Annotated in this window: 18 protein-coding genes and 5 tRNA genes; 11 read left to right on the top strand and 12 right to left on the bottom strand. The window is 61.6% G+C overall.

What is annotated here, in order from left to right:
• Window positions 1-85 precede the first annotated feature (85 nt).
• Window positions 86-736, top strand: coding sequence for a thiopurine S-methyltransferase (locus CAG00_RS17315; RefSeq protein ID WP_085664903.1), 651 nt, complete (start codon window positions 86-88; stop codon window positions 734-736).
• A gap of 168 nt (window positions 737-904) precedes the next feature.
• Here the strand turns inward: CAG00_RS17315 and htpX are convergent, their stop codons facing one another.
• The gene (gene htpX, locus CAG00_RS17320) at window positions 905-1,792 is read right to left on the bottom strand and encodes a protease HtpX (RefSeq protein WP_003259721.1); all 888 of its coding nucleotides are present in this window, start codon (window positions 1,790-1,792) and stop codon (window positions 905-907) included.
• Between the two features lie 292 nt (window positions 1,793-2,084).
• The gene (locus CAG00_RS17325; RefSeq protein ID WP_013971543.1) at window positions 2,085-3,296 is read right to left on the bottom strand and encodes a pyridoxal phosphate-dependent aminotransferase; all 1,212 of its coding nucleotides are present in this window, start codon (window positions 3,294-3,296) and stop codon (window positions 2,085-2,087) included.
• A 167-nt stretch (window positions 3,297-3,463) separates the two neighbouring features.
• On the opposite strand from CAG00_RS17325, the gene msrB reads away from it, so the two are divergent.
• The gene (gene msrB / locus CAG00_RS17330) at window positions 3,464-3,859 is read left to right on the top strand and encodes a peptide-methionine (R)-S-oxide reductase MsrB (RefSeq protein WP_085664904.1); all 396 of its coding nucleotides are present in this window, start codon (window positions 3,464-3,466) and stop codon (window positions 3,857-3,859) included.
• A 13-nt stretch (window positions 3,860-3,872) separates the two neighbouring features.
• Complete coding sequence (locus CAG00_RS17335) at window positions 3,873-4,361, top strand: glutathione peroxidase (protein ID WP_015269382.1); 489 nt, start codon at window positions 3,873-3,875, stop codon at window positions 4,359-4,361.
• Here CAG00_RS17335 and CAG00_RS17340 read toward each other — a convergent pair.
• Window positions 4,351-6,708 (bottom strand): response regulator, encoded by a 2,358-nt coding sequence (locus CAG00_RS17340; protein ID WP_085664905.1) that lies wholly within the window; start codon window positions 6,706-6,708, stop codon window positions 4,351-4,353. The two genes, CAG00_RS17335 and CAG00_RS17340, sit on opposite strands and share 11 nt — an antisense overlap.
• A 200-nt stretch (window positions 6,709-6,908) precedes the next feature.
• Here CAG00_RS17340 and CAG00_RS17345 point away from each other — a divergent pair, with 200 nt between their 5' ends.
• Together CAG00_RS17345 and CAG00_RS17350 are read left to right on the top strand one after the other, a co-directional pair.
• Complete coding sequence (locus tag CAG00_RS17345) at window positions 6,909-7,796, top strand: ATP-binding protein (RefSeq protein ID WP_085664906.1); 888 nt, start codon at window positions 6,909-6,911, stop codon at window positions 7,794-7,796.
• Window positions 7,797-8,279, top strand: coding sequence for a GAF domain-containing protein (locus CAG00_RS17350; protein WP_003260813.1), 483 nt, complete (start codon window positions 7,797-7,799; stop codon window positions 8,277-8,279). It abuts the gene before it with no gap.
• Between the two features lie 127 nt (window positions 8,280-8,406).
• On the opposite strand, the gene CAG00_RS17355 is transcribed toward CAG00_RS17350, so the two are convergent.
• Window positions 8,407-9,174 (bottom strand): hypothetical protein, encoded by a 768-nt coding sequence (locus CAG00_RS17355; RefSeq protein WP_085664907.1) that lies wholly within the window; start codon window positions 9,172-9,174, stop codon window positions 8,407-8,409.
• 377 nt (window positions 9,175-9,551) lie between these two features.
• On the opposite strand from CAG00_RS17355, the gene CAG00_RS17360 reads away from it, so the two are divergent.
• The 5 genes from CAG00_RS17360 (at window position 9,552) to CAG00_RS17380 (ending at window position 10,113) form a co-directional block, all read left to right on the top strand.
• A tRNA-Glu gene (locus CAG00_RS17360) sits at window positions 9,552-9,627 on the top strand.
• 4 nt (window positions 9,628-9,631) lie between these two features.
• Window positions 9,632-9,707 (top strand) — tRNA-Gly (locus CAG00_RS17365).
• Between the two features lie 91 nt (window positions 9,708-9,798).
• A tRNA-Glu gene (locus tag CAG00_RS17370) sits at window positions 9,799-9,874 on the top strand.
• Between the two features lie 3 nt (window positions 9,875-9,877).
• Window positions 9,878-9,953: transfer RNA gene (locus tag CAG00_RS17375), tRNA-Gly, on the top strand.
• Between the two features lie 84 nt (window positions 9,954-10,037).
• Window positions 10,038-10,113 (top strand) — tRNA-Gly (locus CAG00_RS17380).
• 40 nt (window positions 10,114-10,153) lie between these two features.
• On the opposite strand, the gene CAG00_RS17385 is transcribed toward CAG00_RS17380, so the two are convergent.
• A complete protein-coding gene (locus CAG00_RS17385) occupies window positions 10,154-11,617 on the bottom strand; it encodes a hypothetical protein (protein WP_085664908.1) in 1,464 nt (487 codons plus the stop codon).
• A gap of 84 nt (window positions 11,618-11,701) precedes the next feature.
• Window positions 11,702-13,813: an autotransporter outer membrane beta-barrel domain-containing protein gene (locus CAG00_RS17390; RefSeq protein ID WP_256579023.1), complete on the bottom strand. Its 2,112-nt coding sequence runs from the start codon at window positions 13,811-13,813 to the stop codon at window positions 11,702-11,704.
• 32 nt (window positions 13,814-13,845) lie between these two features.
• Between CAG00_RS17390 and CAG00_RS17395 the strand changes: the two genes are divergently transcribed.
• Complete coding sequence (locus CAG00_RS17395; protein WP_085664910.1) at window positions 13,846-15,618, top strand: RHS repeat domain-containing protein; 1,773 nt, start codon at window positions 13,846-13,848, stop codon at window positions 15,616-15,618.
• A 67-nt stretch (window positions 15,619-15,685) separates the two neighbouring features.
• Here CAG00_RS17395 and CAG00_RS17400 read toward each other — a convergent pair whose 3' ends face one another.
• From CAG00_RS17400 to CAG00_RS17425, 6 genes are all read right to left on the bottom strand, one after another.
• Window positions 15,686-16,765: a fimbrial protein gene (locus tag CAG00_RS17400; RefSeq protein WP_085664911.1), complete on the bottom strand. Its 1,080-nt coding sequence runs from the start codon at window positions 16,763-16,765 to the stop codon at window positions 15,686-15,688.
• 66 nt (window positions 16,766-16,831) lie between these two features.
• Window positions 16,832-17,044, bottom strand: a complete 213-nt coding sequence (locus CAG00_RS17405; RefSeq protein ID WP_176240897.1) for a FimD/PapC C-terminal domain-containing protein — start codon at window positions 17,042-17,044, stop codon at window positions 16,832-16,834.
• The gene (locus tag CAG00_RS17410) at window positions 17,019-18,008 is read right to left on the bottom strand and encodes a FimD/PapC N-terminal domain-containing protein (protein WP_256579024.1); all 990 of its coding nucleotides are present in this window, start codon (window positions 18,006-18,008) and stop codon (window positions 17,019-17,021) included. Before CAG00_RS17410 ends, CAG00_RS17405 begins: the two co-directional genes overlap by 26 nt.
• Before the next feature lie 24 nt (window positions 18,009-18,032).
• A complete protein-coding gene (locus tag CAG00_RS17415) occupies window positions 18,033-18,770 on the bottom strand; it encodes a molecular chaperone (protein ID WP_085618152.1) in 738 nt (245 codons plus the stop codon).
• Window positions 18,771-18,831: 61 nt separating this feature from the next.
• Window positions 18,832-19,362 carry a fimbrial protein gene (locus tag CAG00_RS17420; RefSeq protein ID WP_085664913.1) on the bottom strand — a complete coding sequence of 177 codons (531 nt, stop codon included), beginning with the start codon at window positions 19,360-19,362 and terminating at the stop codon, window positions 18,832-18,834.
• Between the two features lie 190 nt (window positions 19,363-19,552).
• The gene (locus CAG00_RS17425) at window positions 19,553-19,951 is read right to left on the bottom strand and encodes a PA2817 family protein (RefSeq protein WP_085664914.1); all 399 of its coding nucleotides are present in this window, start codon (window positions 19,949-19,951) and stop codon (window positions 19,553-19,555) included.
• Between the last annotated feature and the right edge of the window lie 56 nt (window positions 19,952-20,007).

Consider the following 20,007-nt stretch of genomic DNA (forward strand, 5'->3'; position numbering starts at 1 on the left):
TTAAGATGCACTCATCTTCAATCAACTACAGATCGAAATCCAAACCAACTTTTACCGACAAACCATCTAAAAATCGGGAGTGATCATGGAGCCAGCGTTCTGGCAGCAACGGTGGGCCGACAACCAGATCGGCTTTCACCAGGCGCAGGTGAACCCCTATCTGCAGAAGTATTGGCCAACGCTTGGCCTGGCGCCGGGCAGCCGCGTGCTGGTGCCGTTGTGCGGCAAGAGCCTGGACCTGGCCTGGCTGGCCGGGCAGGGGTACCGCGTGTTGGGCGTAGAGCTGTCGCGGCGGGCGGTGGAGGCTTTCTTTGGCGAGCATGGGCTTGAAGCCGAGGTGCAACAGCGCGGGGCTTTCGAGGTTTGGCGCTGTGGTGACGTGGAGCTCTGGTGTGGGGATTTCTTTGCGTTGCAGGCAGGGGATATCGGCGACTGCGCGGGGCTGTATGACCGGGCGGCGCTGATTGCCTTGCCGCCGCAAATGCGTGTGGCTTACATGCAGTTGTTGTCGGGCTTGCTGCCGACGGGTTGCCAGGGGGTGGTGGTGACTCTGGATTATGACCAGGCTTTGCTGGGCGGGCCGCCGTTTTCGGTGGGGGATGAGGAGCTGCGGCAGGGGTTTGCCGGGTGGCAGGTGGATGAGCTGGAGGCAGTGGAAGTGATTGAGGAAAGCCCGAAGTTCTTGCAGGCCGGGGTGTCGAGCTTGTTGGAGCGGGTTTACCGGGTCAGCCGCTGACAGGTGTGTAGCCTGCACCGGCCCTTTCGCGGGTGAACCCGCTCCCACAGGTACTGCACAATCCTCAAGGTGTGTGGTGAGCCTGTGGGAGCGGGTTTACCCGCGAAGAGGCCGGCACAGGTGTACAAAAAAGGGCGACCGAAGCCGCCCTTTTTTTTACCGGTTGGATCAACCGCGACGGCGCAGGGCCTCGATACGGTCTTCCAGCGGCGGGTGGCTCATCAGCAGCCCGGCCAGGCCGTGCTTCAGGCCACCATTGATGCCGAAGGCCTTCATGGTGTCGGGCATGTGCACCGGCAGGCCTTGCTCCACGCGCAGGCGCTGCAGGGCACCGATCATCGCCGCGGTACCGGCCAGTTGTGCACCGGCTTCGTCGGCGCGGTATTCGCGGCGGCGCGAGAACCACATCACGATCATGCTGGCCAGAATGCCCAGGATCAGCTCGGCAACGATGGTCGCCACGTAGTAGGCAATGCCCTGGCCTTCTTCGTTCTTGAAGATCACCTTGTCGACGAAGTTGCCGATGATGCGTGCGAAGAACATCACGAAGGTGTTCACCACGCCTTGCACCAGCGCCAGGGTGACCATGTCGCCGTTGGCCACGTGGCCGATCTCGTGGGCCAGCACTGCGCGCACTTCATCGGGCGAGAAACGCTCCAGCAGGCCCTGGGACACGGCTACCAGTGCGTCGTTGCGGTTCCAGCCAGTGGCGAAGGCGTTGGCCTCGTACGCCGGGAAGATACCCACCTCGGGCATCTTGATGCCCGCTTCACGGGACAGCTCTTCGACCGTTTGCAGCAGCCACTGTTCGTGGCGGGTGCGCGGCTGGCTGATGATCTGGGTGCCGGTGGTCATCTTCGCCATCCACTTGGAGATGAACAGCGAGACGAGGGAGCCGGCAAAGCCGAACACGGCGCAGAACACCAGCAGGCTGCTGAGGTTCAGGTCGACCCCGTTGGCGGCCATGAACCCGTTGAAACCGAACAGGCTCAGGGTAATGCTTGCAACCAGCACCACCGCGAGGTTGGTGGCTACAAACAACAGAATGCGCATCATGGTTGTTACGTTCTCCTGACGGATGAGTTGTCGCTTACTGCGGGGTATATAAGGGGCCTGCCGTGCCGATTCAATCGGGCGACTATTTCAAACTGTGTACGGCGGAGTATGGCAGAGGATGGTGCGGGGGCTGTGGGATAGAGCGTTGCAGGATGTAAGAAACATCCTGTGGGGTTTTGGGGTTGCTTTGCAGCCCATCGCGACACAAGGCCGCTCCTACAACTGATCGCGTAACCCTGTAGGAGCGGCCTTGTGTCGCGAAAGGGGCGCAAAGCGCCCCCAGGGCCTTCACTTACTGCGAATAACCCTTCAGGAAATTCCCGATCCGGCCAATCGCCGCCTCCAGGTCATCCACCCGCGGCAAGGTGACCACGCGGAAATGGTCCGGCCACGGCCAGTTGAACGCCGTACCCTGAACGATCAGCAGCTTCTCCGACAGCAGCAGGTCGAGCACGAACTTCTCGTCGTTGTGAATCGGGCAAACCTTCGGGTCGATCTTCGGGAATGCATACAGCGCACCCATCGGCTTGACGCAGCTCACGCCCGGGATGTCGTTCAGCAGTTCGTAGGTGCGGTTGCGCTGCTCCAGCAGGCGGCCCGGTGGCAGCACCAGGTCGTTGATGCTCTGGTAGCCGCCCAGCGCGGTCTGAATGGCATGCTGGGCCGGCACGTTGGCGCACAGGCGCATGTTGGCCAGCATGTCGATGCCTTCGATGTAGCTTTGCGCGTGGTGCTTGGGCCCGGAAATGATCAGCCAGCCGGAACGGAAGCCCGCCACCCGGTACGACTTGGACAGGCCGTTGAAGGTCAGGCACAGCAGGTCGGGGGCCAGCGAGGCGGTGCTGATGTGCACGGCTTCGTCGTACAGGATCTTGTCGTAGATCTCGTCGGAGAACACCACCAGGTTGTGCTGGCGGGCCAGTTCCAGCATGCCCAGCAGCAGCTCTTTGGAATACACCGCGCCGGTCGGGTTGTTCGGGTTGATGATCACCAGGGCCTTGGTGTTCGGGGTGATCTTGGCCTTGATGTCCTCAAGGTCGGGGAACCAGTCGGCCTGCTCGTCGCACAGGTAGTGCACCGGCTTGCCGCCGGCCAGGCTCACGGCGGCGGTCCACAGCGGGTAGTCGGGGGCCGGGATCAGCACTTCGTCGCCGTTGTTGAGCAGCGCCTGCATCGACATCACGATCAGCTCGGACACACCGTTACCCAGGTAGATGTCCTCGATGCCGACGCCTTCGATCTGCTTCTGCTGGCAGTACTGCATAACCGCCTTGCGCGCGCTGAACAGGCCCTTGGAGTCGCTGTAGCCCTGCGCGGTGGGCAGGTTGCGGATCACATCCTGGAGGATTTCGTCAGGCGCCTCGAAGCCAAAGGGCGCCGGGTTGCCGATGTTCAGCTTGAGGATGCGGTGGCCTTCCTCTTCCAGGCGCTTGGCGTGCTTGAGCACTGGGCCGCGAATGTCGTAGCAGACATTGGCGAGCTTGTTCGATTTGCTGAACTGCATGATGGGATCCCGATTGAGAAAACGCGCTACGCCCCGCCGAAAGGTTTGAAAGGGCAGGAAGCGGGTGCCAGACTGAACGCCTGGCACACGAAGCCAACTAATATACGTGCCACCCGCGCCCCGGAAAAGACGGTGCGCAGTGAAATTCAGCCTGCCGAGGTCCCTACATGCAAAAGATCGAGAAAACCCTGGATCAATGGCGGTCGATGCTTGACCCCGAGCAGTACCAGGTGTGCCGCCTCAAGGGCACCGAACGGCCGTTCAGCGGCAAGTACAACAGCGAGCGCCGCGACGGCATCTACCATTGCATCTGCTGCGGCCTGGCACTGTTCGATGCGCAGACCAAGTTCGATTCCGGCTGCGGCTGGCCGAGCTTCTACGCCCCCATCGAGGAGAGCGCGATGATCGAGATCCGCGACACCTCCCACGGCATGATCCGCACCGAAGTCACCTGTGCCCGCTGCGATGCGCACCTGGGCCACGTGTTCCCCGATGGCCCGCCACCTACCGGCCTGCGCTACTGCATCAACTCGGTGTGCATCGACCTGCGCCCGCGCGACTGACCGGAGCCCGACCATGGCTGGATCGATACTGGACATCCCCTGCGTGACCCTGGGCGGCGAGCACAAGAAGCTCGGCGACTTCCCCGGCAAGGCGTTGCTGGTGGTCAATACCGCCAGCCAGTGCGGTTTTACCCCGCAGTACAAGGGCCTGGAGCAACTGTGGCAGGCCTATCGCGCACGCGGCCTGGTGGTGCTGGGCTTCCCCTGCAACCAGTTCGGCAAGCAGGAGCCGGGCGATGCGCGGGAAATTGCCCAGTTCTGCGAGCGCAATTTCGGCGTGAGCTTCCCGCTGTTCCGTAAGGTCGAGGTCAACGGCCCCGGCAGCCACCCGCTGTTCGTCGAACTCAAGCAGCGCGCCCCGGGCATTCTGGGCAGCCAGAAGATCAAGTGGAATTTCACCAAGTTCCTGGTCGACCCGGCCTCTGGCCAGGTAACGCGCTACGCCCCCACCACCAAGCCGCAGGCCCTGGAAGCGGACATCGAGCGCCTGCTCAGCCGTTGACCGGCACCCAGTGGTCGACCAGCGCCAGCAGCTCTTCACGGCGGAACGGCTTGGCCAGGTAGTCGTTCATGCCCGCTGCCCGGCAGCGCTCGCGCTCCTCGGGCATGGCGTTGGCGGTCAGGGCAACGATCGGCAGGTCGGGCCAGCGGCCGCTCTGGCGGATGCGCCGGCTGGCCTCGTAGCCGTCCATCACCGGCATGTTGCAGTCCATCAGTACCAGGTCGAACTCGTCCTGTTCCAGTAGCTCCAGGGCCTCGGCGCCCTGGGTGGCCAGCTGTACCTGGCAACCGAGCTTGGCCAGCATGCCCTTGGCCACCAGCTGGTTCACCGGGTTGTCCTCCACCAGCAGGATGCGCGCGCGGCCTTGTTCCAGGGTGATGGCCGGGGTGGCCAGCGGGTGTTCGGGCTCGTGGCCCTGCAAGGTGCGGCGCAAGGTCTGGTACAGGGCATTGCGCGCCAGCGGCCGGGCCAGCTGGTGCAGGGGGGCGAGGGTGACCGACTGTTCGCTGGGCAGGAAGTTGCCGTAGGCGGTCACCAGCAGGATCGGTGTCTTCAATGCCGGGCGCAGTTCGAACAGCTGGTCCAGGCTGTCGGTGATCAGCAGGTCGATGGCCGTGGCGTCCAGCCCCGCGCTGCTGTCATGGTGCTGATAGGCAAGGCCCCAGGCGGGCAAAAGGTCCTGCAACAGTTCATCGAGCCCGCTGCCGGCCGCGCTCAGCGCCGCCACGCGCCCGTGCAACGGTGCCGGCGGGATGGCCTCGGTGTGCACCGCCAGTGGCAGCTCGGCGGTGAAGCGGCTGCCGAAGCCCGGGTCGGACTTGATATGCAGGTGGCCCTGCATGGCCTTGCACAGGTTGCGTGTCAGCGCCAGGCCCAGGCCGGTGCCGCCGTACTGGCGGGTGATGCCGGCGCCGGCCTGGGTGAATGGCTGAAAGATCCGCGCTTGGGCTTCTTCGGGAATGCCGATGCCGGTGTCGCGCACTTCCAGGCGCACACCGCCGACGATGGTCGACAGGCGTACATCCACGCGGCCGAAGCGGGTGAACTTGAGGGCGTTGGACAGCAGGTTGCTGACGATCTGCCGTACCCGCGTGGGGTCGCCAAGCACGCTGCTGGGGAAGTCGCGGGCAATCAGGCAGGTCAGCTCCACGCTTTGCGCGGTGTTCTGCGACAGCAGGTTGGCAGTGTCCTCGACCATCGAGCCCATGTCGAACGGAATGCGCTCCAGCTCCAACTGGCCGGCATCGAACTTGGACAGGTCGAGAATATCGTTGAGCAACTCGACCAGCACCTTGCCCGAGTCATGGGCTATCGCCAGCTGCTGGCGCTGCTCGCTGGGCAGCGGGCTGTCCAGGGCAAGGGCGATCATGCCGAGCATGCCGTTGAGCGGGGTACGGATTTCGTGGCTCATGTTGGCGAGGAAGGCGGCGCGCGCCTGGGCCATGTCCAGCGCACGGCGGCGGGCTTCCTCCAGCTCCTGGTTGGACAGGCTCAGGCTGCTGTTGCTGGCCTTCAGCTCGTTGGTGCGTGCCGAGACGATATCTTCCAGCTCGTTGAGGTACTGGGTCAGGCGGTTTTCCGCGGTGCGCCGCTGCTCGATCTCGGTGGCCATGCTGACGAACTGCTGGTTGGCGACCTTCACCAGTACGCCGATCTCGTCGTGTTCGTGGCCGTGCGGGCAGGCCACGCGGGTTTGCCGGGGCTTGCGCGGGTCGCTGCCGCTGAGCGCGCCGATCACCGTCACCAGCGGCTTGGTCAGCATCATGTAGAACAGCGCCAGGAGGATGCCGGTCAGCACCAGGCTGCGGGCGAAACCGTTGAGCAGGGTGATGCCGGCGCGGTCGAGAAAGCGGCTGCCGAAGGCGTAGGTGTCCACCTCCAGGTACAGGGTGCCGAGGTATTCCTCGGGCATGTGGGTCAGGTACAGGCGTTCCTTGAACTGGCGCTGGTCGCCGAACAGGAAGTCGCTGAGCGGCCGGTAGCGGTCCTGCAGGCGCGGCCGTTCGACGTCGGCCAGCACTGTTTCGTTGTTGTCGATCAGCCGCGCACGGATGATCGCCGGCGATTGCAGCAGGCCGCGGGTCAGCTCCAGGGCCAGTTCCGAGTCGATGTTGTAGGCGATGCGCGAAGCCGGGTTGTGGCTGATTTGCAGCAAGGCGCGCACTTCACGGTTGATGGACGCGTCTTCGCTGGCATAATCGATGCCGATCTGGATGAGACTGAGCAATGTTCCCAGGATGAAGCCGACCAGGACTGTCAACCGGGCTTGCTTGTATGACAGGCGATTGGTGAACTTGATATCCATGTGTCCCGAGCCGGTTTCACGTCCCTTGCGCTGCGCAAGCATAGCCGAATAGCCCCGGCTGCTGGTGGGTCTGTCACACATTCAGCCTTGATTGTTCTACTGGCTGTGCCGGCCTCTTCGCGGCTAAAGCCGCTCCCACAGGTACATCACAGGTCTCAAGGGCGGTGATAAACCTGTGGGAGCGGCTTTAGCCGCGAAGAGGCCGGCACAGCAGCCCCGAATCTGAATTTGCAGGAGCCCTGATGGACGCTCGCTTGATTGCTTTCCTGGACCGCGCCGAATCGGTACTGGCCCGCCTCGAACCCCTGTTGCCGGCCCAGCGCCCGAACATCGACTGGGCCGCCACCCTGGCCGCGCGCTGGCAGCGCGATGGCCGCAGCGGCTACCTGCTGCCGCTGGAAGTCAGCCTGGACATCCGCCTCAGCGACCTGATCGGCGTCGACCTGCAGCGTGACCAGCTGGGCCGCAACACCCATCAGTTCATCAACGGCATGCCGGCCAACCATGCACTGCTGTGGGGCTCGCGCGGCACCGGCAAGTCGTCGCTGGTACGTGCCCTGCTGGCCGAGCACGCCGGTGCCGGCCTGCGCCTGATCGAAATCGAACGCGACCACCTGGCCGACCTGCCGCGTGTAGTCGAGCAGCTGCAGAAGCTGCCGCAGCGCTTCATCCTGTTCTGCGACGACCTGTCGTTCGAAGCCGGGGAGGGCGACTACCGGGTGCTCAAGAGCGTGCTCGACGGCTCGCTAGAGCAGGCCCCCGACAACGTGCTGCTGTACGCTACCTCCAACCGCCGCCACCTGGTGCCGGAGAAGGAGAGCGACAACGAGAACTGGAGGCGCGTGGACGGCGAGCTGCACCCCAGCGAAGCGGTGGAAGACAAGATTGCCCTGTCCGACCGTTTTGGCCTGTGGCTGTCGTTCTACCCCTTCACCCAGGAACACTTCCTGAACGTGGTCGAGCACTGGATCGGCCAGCTCGCGCAAACTGCCGGCCTGGCCTGGCAGCGCAGCGAAGAACTCGACATCCTCGCCGTGCGCTGGGCCACCGGCCGCGGTAACCGTAATGGCCGTTGTGCCTATCAGTTCGCCCGCTACTGGGTCGGGCTGCAATTGCTGGAGCAAAAGTAAATGATCGACCTCAATGCCAGTGGCGCCGGCCTCGACGGCTACAACCTGCTGGCGGCGCAAGTGCAGGCGCTGTTTGCCGACGAGCGTGACTTCATCGCCAATGCCGCGCAGTTTTCGGCGTTCCTCTATAACCAGGTGGACGACCTGAACTGGGCGGGGTTCTACCTCAACCGCAACGAAGAACTGGTGCTGGGCCCGTTCCAGGGCCAGGTGGCGTGCGTGCGCATCCCGTTCAGCAAGGGCGTGTGCGGGGCGGCAGCGGCCACCCGGCAGACCCAGCGGGTAGAGGACGTGCATGCGTTCCCGGGGCACATTGCCTGCGACAGCGCGTCCAACAGCGAGCTGGTGATCCCGCTGGTGAAGGAGGGCAGGTTGATTGGTGTGCTGGACCTGGACAGCCCGAAGCTTGGGCGCTTCAGTGAGGCGGATCAGGTGGGGTTGGAGCGGTTGGCGGCGATTTTTCTGGAACTGACCGACTGCTGATGGTCGTTGCCTGTACCGGCCTCTTCGCGGCTAAAGCCGCTCCCACAAGGATGGCATCAAGCCTGAGGGCGATGCGGTCCCTGTGGGAGCGGCTTTAGCCGCGAAGAGGCCAGTACAGGTTAAAGCATCAGTCGTACATCACCTTCTTCTTCCAGGTCTCTTCCTCATCGGTCTTGAGCCCCTGGGTCAGTTCATTCTGCTCGTCCTCCGCCGGGGCCATGCGGTCCAGCACCTGGGCGTTGGCCCGGGCCAGCAGCTTCTCCAGGTACGTCAGCTGCTCTTCATACACCTTCGGTTCCGGCTGCTTGCGCAGGTACTGCACGCCGCGCTCGAAGGCCAGGCGCGCCTGGCCTGGCTGGTTCTGCTGCAGGGCCTGCTGGCCGAGGTTGTTGAAGAACTCGATATGCAGCAGCACCAGGATATGGCGGATTTCCTTGATCCATTGCTTGGCCTCGGGCGTGGGCAGGAAGCCCTCCTGGGCGGCGCGGGTCACCTGGTTGTGCAACGCCTCCAGCAGGAAGCGGACATCTTTGGCCTTGATCTCGGTCTGGATCGGGTTGGGCGGGTTGTTCACCGGAATTTGCCCGCCCTGGGCAATCAGCCTCTCCAGTTCGGCGATGCGCGCCTTGATTTCGGCATTGTGCTTGTCCATCGCCAGTTGACGCTGGTTGAGGTTGAGCTCCAGGCGGGTCAGCAGCAACTTCAGCGCCGGGGTCATGAACTGGCCGGGGAAGGTCTCGGTGATTTCGCCACAGCGGCGCAGGCGGTCGGCCAGCTCGACCTTCATCCGGGCGCGCTCGAGCTTGCCGTTCTCGACCACATTGTTTAGGTAGCCGATCACGATCAGCAACGCGATACCCGCCACGATGAGCAGGGTGATCAGAAGTGGTGTCACCGTTAATGCCTCATTGAAGAAGAATTACAGCTTTGAGTGTAGTGAGTTTGCCGGGGGGCGAATAGCGGCTATATGCCTGTACCGGCCTTTTCGCGGCTAAAGCCGCTCCCACAGGTACGGCACTGCCTTCAAGCTGCGCACGGTCCCTGTGGGAGCGGCTTTAGCCGCGAAAGGGCCGGCACAGGATTGCCTCTCCCTATATCGGCAACCCCTCCCGCATCTGCACCCCAACTCACCCGGAAGTCATTGATTTAAATAAATTTCTACAAAGGGGTTGACGCCTGTCCGAACCATCCATAGAATGCGCGCCACTTGCAGCGTAAAGCACACAGCGAAACGCGGCAGGGAGTGAAAGCAGGCAGTAATGCCAGCAGCGTGTCCCCTTCGTCTAGTGGCCTAGGACACCGCCCTTTCACGGCGGTAACAGGGGTTCGAGTCCCCTAGGGGACGCCAATTTGCGGGAATAGCTCAGTTGGTAGAGCACGACCTTGCCAAGGTCGGGGTCGCGAGTTCGAGTCTCGTTTCCCGCTCCAGTTTCTCCGGCAGCGCCTAATGGCGGGGCAGGAAAAGAAAATCCAGGCTGAATCGTGAGGTTCAAACCTGGTGCACTGAAAAGTGTCGTGTGTCCCCTTCGTCTAGTGGCCTAGGACACCGCCCTTTCACGGCGGTAACAGGGGTTCGAGTCCCCTAGGGGACGCCATTTGCGGGAATAGCTCAGTTGGTAGAGCACGACCTTGCCAAGGTCGGGGTCGCGAGTTCGAGTCTCGTTTCCCGCTCCAGTTCAATACTGTGGCGTCTATGCGGTGCAGTGGTGGTGAAGGTCTTCAAGGCGCTTCACGCCGATAGCGGTAAAGCTTCACAATGCGGGAATAGCTCAGTTGGTAGAGCACGACCTTGCCAAGGTCGGGGTCGCGAGTTCGAGTCTCGTTTCCCGCTCCAATTCAAAAAAACCACTCCATATGGAGTGGTTTTTTTTTGGTCATTTCACCAGTTGAACCGGCAATGGAAGAGAGGTAATCCAACTCTGCTTGTTGTCGACACTGAGGAACGCCAGTATCTCCAGATCCGACGGTGTGACGAATACCCTCAGCGCATCAGCAGTTACCGTCCCGATCGTCATGTCGCCATCAGCCGACGGTACCGGTGTTGCCTCTGCGACCACGACCGGGTCCTTGCTGCCATCGTTGCGTACGCCTGTAATGTAAAGCCTGACGAACTGGCCGGTATCCTTGAGCACCCAGCGCTCCAGGGTAAAGGTCACAGGGCCCATTTTGCTCAGGCTCAACGGCTCGCTGCCGATCTGTTCAGATTGTGGGGCTCCAATGTCCGGGGCTTCCACCTTGAGAAGGTGCGGGTCTGAGGGGTGATTCTTGCCACGCCGCGTGACTTCGAAATACAGCTCCAGCTTGCTGCCCATCCGCGCCGCAATGTTCGCTCTGGGGATAGCACACTCCATCTCGCCGGGGGCAATGCTCACGACTGCGCTGAAGGCACCGTGTTCGCCCGGATGCGCAAAGTACATTGTCACGATGTCGTCGGGTTCGAAGCTGCTGCCCGATTTGATGACCGCTGTGCCACCGTTCGTGGCCCGTGCTGGTTTCAACGTGCTGCTACTGCCGGTGCTGCCTGTTTCCTTCAGGTAAGGGGGAGCGAACCTTGTTGGCAGTGGGGTGGCGTTGCACTGCAGATCTATCGGCAGCGCGCGTTGCAGAGGGGTGCCGGCGCGGTCCTGCACCGTGTAATGCGCATAGCGAATGCCGTCACCCAGCTTGCGGATGAGCTCGCCGGGGAAATTGATTTGCAACGGCTTGCTTGTGTCGTCAAGGGTCAGGGTCCAGCTGTCTACCAGGTCCTGGCCGCCGACTGTTTTGCTCCAGTACCAGGTCAGGACATCACCGGGGCGAACGTTCTTGTAGGCCGGAACCATGGCGGGCAGGGCGTCGCCATTGGTCTGAAGGTAGGCATCGGTCACCCCATTGGCAATGACTGCCGGGTCGAACAGCAGGGCGCTATCCTTGGCGAGTTCGGGCGGGGTTGTGAATATGTAGATATCCAATGGCCGGGAGACTGAAACATTGCTGTTATACAGCTCCACCTCGTAGCGCAGTGTATGCTTCCCATCAGTGCTCATGTAGCGTTCCGGCACTATGATGAAAAGATCCGTTTCGGCTACCGTAGCGGTCCAGGTCTTGCTGTCGACTGGCTGATCATTCCAGAACAGCGTTAGTGTTTCGGGGCCATCCGGGCTCGGGTCGGAGTTTTCCCACATCTCGAACGCCACGCGCAGGGGCTTTTGCGTAGCGCTGTAGCGCAACAGGTTGCTCTCGCCGCCCTCGATATCGTCCAGTAGGTCTTCAATCAGGACAGGAGCAAGCTTGTCCGACTGGGCCGTCGGTCGAAGCAAGCGGGTAAACAACCAACGAAGGTGAGCTACGAAAGACATGGTGACGCCTCCGGAATGAAAAACTCATCGCATGAATGACGGGCCCAGCAGTGGATCAAGGATGCTGCCGGGCACTATTCACGGCTACCAGTTGTAACGTACGCCCAGGCTGGCCCCCCACGGCTGTTCCAGGCGTTCGCCGTTGGCATAGTCGAACTCCGCATGCACTTGCCACTGCTCGGCCCAGGCCGCTACCACACCGGCACCCAGCTCTGCACGAGAACCGCCCAGGTCGTTATCCAGGCTGTTGCCGTTGACTTTCACGCGGTTGTTGTTGACGAACTCATGGGCCCCGGCAACCCGCACATAAGGCTGGAGCATGCGGCTCTGGCCGAAGTCGAAGGTGCGCCCGGCGGTAGCCCCCAGCTTGCCTTGCAGCGAGCGGGTGTCGTCACCGCTGGCTTGCAAGCCATTGGCCAGGTGGTACGACTGCCCCTCGATTGCCATGGCCGCCAGCTGGGCATAAGGCTCGATGAAATAGCCATGGTCCAGCTTGATGTGCCGGCCGGCCTCCAGCGAAACGCCGATGCCGTGGTTGCTGTAATCGCCTTTGGTCTTGCTGCCGTCGCTCAGTTGCACATCGGCGCGGTTCTGGTAGCGGTTGAGCTTGGCAACCCCGTCGAAGTAGTAGCCGCTTTGTGGGTCGAGCCAGGTGGTGTAGGCACCGATGTGGTAGCTGTCGACCGAGCCCGAACTGCCGCCCTGCAGGTTGAGGTCGGAATTGCTGTAACCTGCCGTTACCCCGGCCAGCCAGTTGCCGTCGCCGATTGGCAAGCGGCCATCGGCACCGAACGACAGCCCTTGTTGCTGTTGCTTGTAACCGAAGCCGGAGGTAGAGGCGTTGTACTGGTTGCCATAGCTGCGCATCCAGGCGCCCGCAGCACCATCGTTGCGGCGCACTTCACCCATGCGGCTGCGCAAGGTGGTGAGCTCGCCATACCACACCGTGGGAGCGGTATTGGCCAGTGCCAGGATGGTCTGGGTGCCGTTGCTGAGCGAACGCATCGAGGTATCCAGGTACCAGTCATTGCCGCGTTGTGCCAGGCCGTAGGCGAAGGTACCGAGGTCAACCGGCCCGCCCTCCAGGGTGAAGCTGGCATCGCTGCCTGCGGCGGTCTCCACCAGGCGCAGTTCGCTATCGGCCAGTGGATCCTTGCCGGTGCTGGTAACCCGGATCTGGTGGTTGCCGGTGGCATTACCGGTTATTTTCAGCAGGTCGCCCCGGCCGTCCGCGAAATCGACATTCATGTTGAAGCGGCCACTGCCTTCCACTGTGGCCACCTCCAGTGTAAGGAATTCGCCGTTGTCGCCAAATTCCACCGCGCCGCCGTCCATCACCAGGTCCTTGAGCTGGGCATCACCGGTCATTGTCCACCGGCCGCCGCTGTTCAATGCCAGGCGATCGAGGTTTTCAAGGCGGCCTTTGAGGGTGGCCTGGTTGGCCAGGGTCAGGTTGCCGCTGCCGCCTTCGGCAATGATGATATTGCCTTCCAGGGCGCTGGCACTGACCAGGATGTCCGCGGTGCCGACGGCACCCACTTCAACCAGGGTGCCGTTGCCGGCCTTGAGGGTGGAGCCGTTCAGTACCTCGATCCTGGCGCTGGCTGGTGCGCTGCCTACAGTGCCGACGGCTATCGCTGACCCGTTCTGGCCTTCTACGTGGCTGGCATCCAATACCACCGTGCCTGTCCTGGCAGCTTGGCCGCTGTCGCCACGCAAGCGAATGCCATTCTGGCCACCGACAATGCGGCTGCCGGCGCTGGCCTGCAGCTCGCCGTCGAACAGCTGGGCCCCCACGCCGGTGGTGTCGGTGCCCAGCAGCTGGCTGGCGGACAGCGTCACCAGGCTGTTGTTGATGACTGCCCCGGCGTTGCCGCCGCTGATCACGCTGTCGTGTGCATCCAGCCGTGTGCCTGCCCCGAGGCCCAGCCCCTGGACTGCCGATGACACGTGGCTGCCGCTGAGGGTGGCACTGCTGCCGTCGCGCAGCCTTATCCCGGTTGCATTGCCGGTGGCGTTCACGGTGCTGGTGTCGAGTACCAGCCTGGAGCCTTCCCGTACCTCGATGTTGAGGGCGTTGGCGCCGTTGGCGGTGAGAGTGGCACCGTCGAGCACCGTGTAGTTGTCTGGTGGCGTGCTGTTATCGATCGTGGTGTCTTTGTCGATGATGGTTTGCGCCCAGCTCTCCGGGCTCAATAACAGAAGAGGGCCCAAAGAGGCGGCGCGCAGTGCGTGGCGCAAAGGAAAAGCCCAGGTCAGATCGCGAAACCAAGCCCACTTACAGCGCGAAGTACGACAATCGGGACAAGCTCGCGGAAGAGACCGAGATTGACTGGATGACCAGCGGCGATTTGTACCTGACAAGCCATTATCGCTACGACGCCTGGGAGGAACAGCTGGGAGTCATTGGGCCTGACGGTGTGGGTGAGTTTGCGCAAACGGACCCTATCGGTGATGGCAAGACAGGCCCGATCACGCGTGAATGGCGGCAGCAGATGTTCGACGGCGGCGGCAACGAGTTGGATAACGGGCGCAAGACCGGCGTGACCGAAACCCAGCTGGACCTGTTTGAATTGCCAGTTCAGGTGCGGCGTTGGGTGAAGGAATGCCCCGACGATGAAAAAGAGACGGTTCTTGAAAGCCAGACGCTGACCGAGTACGACGGGTTTGGCCTGAAGACCAAGGAAATCTCGGGCCTTGACGGCAACGTGAACAAGCAGACGGAGGCCTTCACTTACGATGGCTTCCAGCGCCTGGTGACACATAGCTTGCGCGAAGGCGAGGTGGTTTATCGAACGTACGCTGCGCACAGCGATAAAGACCTGCCGGTCAAGATCTGGGTGAATGACCTGCCGCTATTGGGCGAGCAGCGCTTCGATGGCCTGGATCTGATGGTCTGGTCCAGTACGGGTGGGCGCGAGCAGACATACGAGTACAAGCAGGGGGAAAGCAAGCCGCACAAGGTCATCACGCCGGAGGGTGAAATTGATTATGTATATCGTCCTTATCTGACTGACGAACCGGTACAGCGTACGCTTGCCGGTCATGAGGCTGACTTTGTTTATGATCCGCACAATGCGCGGCTGCTCAGCTGTACCGAGCAAGGAGGGCAGGGGTTCTCGCGTACATATTACACGACTGGCGAGGTGCATACGGAAACTCGCGGCGACCTCGACATGGTGTATGGCTACAGCTGCCTCGGGCGCATGGAGTCCTATCAGGATGTGCTGAAGCAGACCCAGGTCAATACTTACGATAAGGCCGGGCGGTTGGAGCGGACGACATTGGGCTCACTGAGTAGTGAATTCAAATACGATGAGCTAGGCCGTATTGAAAGCTACGAAACCATTGACCAGCCGCAGGGCGCTGGCGAGAAAAACTCACTCAAGACCACCTTGGCCTATGATGATCTTGAGCGGGAATGTTCTCGTACGTTTACGTTCAGCCACGGCGCTGAACAGGTGCTTGCCCAAGAGTATGACGATTTTGATCGTATTATCGAGCGCACTCTGTCGGACGGTACGACAGTGCTGCGCAAGGAGACCTACAAATACGATACGCGCGGCAGGTTGACTACGTATGAATGTGAGGGTGATGATGATTATCGCCCGGTTGACCCCTGTAATAAAAAGATTATCAGCCAGGTATTCCGCTTCGATGCGGTTGATAATATTCGGCAGGTGTTGACAAAGTTCATCGATGGTAAAGATGAGAGTGGTCATGATATTACGGGTCAGAACATGGCGGTTTATCATTTTGAAAATCCCAAGGACCCAGCACAGCTTTCCCGTATTACCAATAACTTTGGCCCCCCTTATCCGCCAGAAGTACTGCTCAAGTATGACGATAACGGAAATTTGAAGGAAGATGGCGAACTCACCATGAAGTACGATGCACTGAATCGCCTGATCGAGGCTACGGCCCCCGGCAAAGGCAAGTGTACGTATGGCTATGACCCGAAAAATATTCTGAGTTCGACTGAAACCGCAGATCCCGCCTGATCCGTGAATAAGCGCGACGCCCAGGGCCCTCGCCTTGGGCGTCGCTCTGTTTCAAACTTGCTGGCGGTCAGCGGTAGCGCATGGTGAATTTCAAGGCCCCCTTCGCCTCGCCGGCGCGAACTGCGCTTGCGTCCTCGGTCTGGTAGAACCGTGCGCCAAAGTTCAGGATCGTGTTGCCATCCCGGATCGCTTGGAGCTCTACCTCGCGTTGCAAGGGTAGAGGGGAGTTGTCATCTTTCAGTATCTGGATACCGACACCTTCAGCGGTAGAGTCAGAAGTGAGGCTGAACACCCCCTCCAGCCCGGGTACCGGCATAGATCCATCGACGGGGTCGAGTTCGATGGTGGCCTTGGTCAGGCCGCCAGGGTCTGTCTTGCAGTCGCTCAAGGTGATGGAGAACGGAATGATCGAAGTCGTGGTGCCTTTGGCGACGAAGTGTGACTTGTCCCACTCCTGCAAGTCCACCGGGTTTGCGCTGACCGGGTCACCGATCAGGCTACACTGGGTTTGCAGTACATTGGCCTGCAACCGGTAGCGCAGCACCAGTCCCAGCCCTGTTGCGTCGAAATGCCCGGTGAACAGTTCGGCGTCGACTGTGTGCAGGCCAGGCTCAATGTCCCCGGTCTTGACCAAGGTTACCTCGTTGCGCAGAGTGGACATCTTGTAACCAACCAAGGTGTTGTTGAACTGGTAAGTCGAGCGCATCGGGATCAATGGTTTGCCAGGGCCACTTTCGGGCATGAAGTAGGCGGGGTCGGTGCCGGTGAAAGGCCGATCGAGGCGGATGCGTGCGCCGATTCCGTCGATATTGGTATTCAGTATGTAGCCGTCGGAAGGTTCACCCGCCACAGGTGGTAGCGGGCCGGGAAAGATGGAGCGAGCGTTCATGTCGAAGCGCCAGAGCACGTCGCCATCGTTGTAACAATGCAGTTCCGACCTTGGTTGGGACAGGGTGAATTCCGGTTGGTTTGGCGTACCGATGACGTCACCTGGGGCGGCGTTGAGGGGTACATGCATCACGCCGGAGAGTACCCGGATGATATTCATTGGCTGGGTGCCCGCGCTCCAGGTGCAACTGTCACCTGCGTGGGCTTGATAGCTGGCGAAAAGCATGACGGGTAGCGCCAGGGGCAGGAGGCGTTTCATTGGTATTTCCTGATGTCGCGCGCCTTTTGTGGGCGCGCGTTCAATAATTGGGAAGGGTTTGTCAGGTCATTCACAGGTCAGGGACTGCAGGCGATAGCCTTGGTTTTGTGGAATGGCTTGTGGATCCAGCTCGAAGCGGCAACGCTCATCTGGCGCTTCGCCCCAGCGTGCTTCCAGCAGCTGCAGGCCATCGGCAAGCGACAGCATGGCGCGGCCAGCCGGGCCGACAATGCCCAGCACGTTGCCGTCGGCATCATGAAGCTGGCTGCCGAAAGGCAATGGCAGTTGCTCGTTGCTGGTAAGGCTGAGTACCACCCGGTTGGCCGTTTTGCCAAACCTCGAGTTTGGCACGCGTTTGCGCTACACCACGCAAGGTGGGGGCATAGCTGCGCATCGCGTCGGGCAGCATGTCGATATCGGAGGCCAGGCGCATACCGGTGACCGGCACGCCGCGGAACACATCGCTGCTGGTAAAGGTTTCGCCCAGGGTGATATTGCCCCAGGTGCCGGGCAGATCATGCTGGGCATAGGTATAGGCACGGCTCCAGGTTTGTCGACCCTCTTCGTCACGGCGCCAGGCCTGGTTGCTGCGCAGTCGCCAGCCTGCCAGGTTTACGCCGCTGTTGAGGTAGAGGTCCTGAGTGTTCTGGCTGCCGCTCCTGCGGTGGTCGCTTTGCTGCATGGAAGCCTGGTAGCTGACGAATGCGGCCGGGATGCCGTGTTCCCAACGTGCCGGGTCCACCTGGCCTGCCATGTCCCGACGCAATGCGATTTGCGGGATGGAGATGGCAAGTTGCAGTCGGCTGGCATCGAAGTCGACAAGCGCACCGGGTACCAGGGTGGGTAAGTCCAGGCAGGTGTTTTCAAGTGCCGCTGGGTCGGCGATGGCATCCAGGCGCAGCCCTAGCTCGCCCATCAGGCCAGGGCCAAGGCACGGTCGCAACTGCTCATCGCCAGGGGCCGCTTCGAACGTCAGTTCGCGTACACCCGCCGGCGCCAGGTTGACCAGCACCTGCACTGGATAGCGTCCAGGTGGCAGTGCCTTTTGCTCGGCCAACCCATGCAGGGCATGGGCAGCATTTGCCCGTGGCTGCCCGGGCGACAGGTAGAGGAAGCTTGCGTCGAACTCGGGCTGCGCCGCAGGAAAGGGGGTTGCCAGCACCGTGCCGGTCGACAGGCAGATGACCATCGGGCAAACGTGGCGCAGGCGAAAACGCCTGCACCCGGAGGGTTGCAGGATCATGGGAAGTCCTTCGAAGGCCGTGGGTCAGGGGGTGTCGTGCACGGGCAGGGTCAGCGGTTTGCTGGTGCTGCCGTAGTCAGTGATCACCGCTACGATGGCCTGTAGGCCGGCGCTGTCGATTTCGGCTGGCAGCGGATAGCTGAGCTCGGACATGGGTGGCACCATGTCCGCACCGGGTAGGGCTTTTTCCTGTTTGCCCTTGACCAGGTCCAGGCGGCTGAAGGTGTAGTGGTAGGGCGTGGGGTTGTGCAGCGTCAGGTGCGGGTGGCCCTCGCGCAGGGTCCTGGCGAGGTGCAATTGCTTGAGCTGGTGAACCGGGTCGCCTTGCAAAGTGGCCGGCCGGTAGAACAGCTTGATGCGAGTGCGCAGGGCAATGTTCAGCGCATTGCGCTGCCCGTCGATGGCCTGAGGGATCTCCTGCAGGTTGAAGAAGAACAGCGATTCGCGGTCTTGTGGCAGGTCGTTGGGCAGGCCGCTGATCTGCACCGATTGCTCCTTGCCGGCCCCCAGCCGGAACAAGGCCGGGGCTGTCATGAACGGTACGGCGGTGGTGGTGTCATCGGCCTGGGTATTGACCCAGGCCTGGGCGGCAAAGGGGCGCTGGCTGGGGTTGGCAACTACCACCGAGGCACTGCGCTGGCTACTTTCGTAGATGATGCGTGTGCTGCTGATGGTGAGGGCGGCATGGGCGCTGTTCAGCAGGCAGGCCAGCAGCAGCAGGCAGCCGCCCAGCAGCGTCGAGGTGCGGGTGACGGGGAACATGGAAGATGACCAGGTGAGGGTGAGCGAAGGATCCAGGTGCACTGGGGCACCTGGAAGGGCATCAAGGCAGAGCGACCACGAAGTTCAAATCTGCGTTGGCTGCGCCGTCGGTCACGGTGCCGGTCTTGATCAACGAGGCATAGAATTTCATGTCGGTAGTGCCGGTTGAAGCCAGAGGGTATTCCTTGGAGTCTGTTCGTGGAGGGATCGACGTGCCATCCTCGTCCTTGATCTCCAGAGCCAGACCGTCGGCTCCGTCAGTGCGAATCCCGTAGTACTTGCCCGTGGGATCATCGCCGTTCAGCGAGTCGAATTTCACAGTGGCTACGTCGCCAGGATTAAAGGCGCAAGTGCCATCTACCTCGACTCGCAGGGCGAATGCGACATCGGTGGTGGACGTGTTAGAGGCGAAGTACTTGACCGGGTATACGCCGAGGTCTACCCAGCCCAGACCACCCATGCCCGGTTCAACCACTTCGATAGGGCAGGTACCACCGCCGTTGATATGCCCCTTGAAGAGGATCTTGTCGGTGGCAGCAAAGGCCGTGCTGCTTGCCAGGCTCAGGGCAAGCACCATAAGAGTTTTTTTCATTGTTCAATCCGTACATTGAAAGGTTGGCTGGCTGTGTGCAGGGCACGCAGCGCTTCAAGTTGCCAAGGCATCCTTGAAACGAGGTACAGCGTACGGACAGGGGGGCGAAGGGGATGTAGGGCGAAGTAATTGGCTAAGGTTGAAACTTCGACAGGCACCCGGCCGAATCACGGCCAGGTGCTTGGCAAGGTCAGTGGCGGGCCGGGTTCAACAGCTGCTTCTCGGCGTGCCAGTCGAAGGGTTCATTGTTCTGTTCCGCTTCGTAACGGCGCTCTTCCAGCCGCTGGTAAAGGTCCAGTTCCTCGTCGGGCATATAGTGCAGGCAATCGCCCGCGAAGAACCACAGCAGGTCACGGGGTACCAGGTGTGCGATTTGCGGGTAGCGCTGGATTACCTGGCAGATCAGGTCCTGGCCCAGGTACTGGCTTTCCAGAGGATCCTGCGGCAGCAGGCTCAGCAGCTCGTCGAAGCGCTCGAGGAACAGGGCGTGGCTTTCCTCCGGTACCTGCTCGGCGTCACCCAGGGCCACCAGGATGGTACGCAGGTGGTTGAGCAGTTGCAGGTGGTATTCCAGGTGGGGGTTGGCCATGGGAGCGGTCCTCGGGTTGGTTGAAACGGGGGCGGAGTATACGCGGGTTACAGAAG

The organism is Pseudomonas sp. B5(2017), from assembly GCF_002112825.1.
Lineage (GTDB): Bacteria > Pseudomonadota > Gammaproteobacteria > Pseudomonadales > Pseudomonadaceae > Aquipseudomonas > Aquipseudomonas putida_Z.

What these genes read in the sequence shown, in the direction of transcription:
- CAG00_RS17315 (WP_085664903.1), top strand. Translation starts at nt 86, where the DNA reads ATGGAGCCAGCGTTCTGGCAGCAACGGTGGGCCGACAACCAGATCGGC.
- htpX (WP_003259721.1), bottom strand. Translation starts at nt 1,792, where the DNA reads ATGATGCGCATTCTGTTGTTTGTAGCCACCAACCTCGCGGTGGTGCTG.
- CAG00_RS17325 (WP_013971543.1), bottom strand. Translation starts at nt 3,296, where the DNA reads ATGCAGTTCAGCAAATCGAACAAGCTCGCCAATGTCTGCTACGACATT.
- msrB (WP_085664904.1), top strand. Translation starts at nt 3,464, where the DNA reads ATGCAAAAGATCGAGAAAACCCTGGATCAATGGCGGTCGATGCTTGAC.
- CAG00_RS17335 (WP_015269382.1), top strand. Translation starts at nt 3,873, where the DNA reads ATGGCTGGATCGATACTGGACATCCCCTGCGTGACCCTGGGCGGCGAG.
- CAG00_RS17340 (WP_085664905.1), bottom strand. Translation starts at nt 6,708, where the DNA reads ATGCTTGCGCAGCGCAAGGGACGTGAAACCGGCTCGGGACACATGGAT.
- CAG00_RS17345 (WP_085664906.1), top strand. Translation starts at nt 6,909, where the DNA reads ATGGACGCTCGCTTGATTGCTTTCCTGGACCGCGCCGAATCGGTACTG.
- CAG00_RS17350 (WP_003260813.1), top strand. Translation starts at nt 7,797, where the DNA reads ATGATCGACCTCAATGCCAGTGGCGCCGGCCTCGACGGCTACAACCTG.
- CAG00_RS17385 (WP_085664908.1), bottom strand. Translation starts at nt 11,617, where the DNA reads ATGTCTTTCGTAGCTCACCTTCGTTGGTTGTTTACCCGCTTGCTTCGA.
- CAG00_RS17400 (WP_085664911.1), bottom strand. Translation starts at nt 16,765, where the DNA reads ATGAAACGCCTCCTGCCCCTGGCGCTACCCGTCATGCTTTTCGCCAGC.
- CAG00_RS17410 (WP_256579024.1), bottom strand. Translation starts at nt 18,008, where the DNA reads ATGATCCTGCAACCCTCCGGGTGCAGGCGTTTTCGCCTGCGCCACGTT.
- CAG00_RS17415 (WP_085618152.1), bottom strand. Translation starts at nt 18,770, where the DNA reads ATGTTCCCCGTCACCCGCACCTCGACGCTGCTGGGCGGCTGCCTGCTG.
- CAG00_RS17420 (WP_085664913.1), bottom strand. Translation starts at nt 19,362, where the DNA reads ATGAAAAAAACTCTTATGGTGCTTGCCCTGAGCCTGGCAAGCAGCACG.
- CAG00_RS17425 (WP_085664914.1), bottom strand. Translation starts at nt 19,951, where the DNA reads ATGGCCAACCCCCACCTGGAATACCACCTGCAACTGCTCAACCACCTG.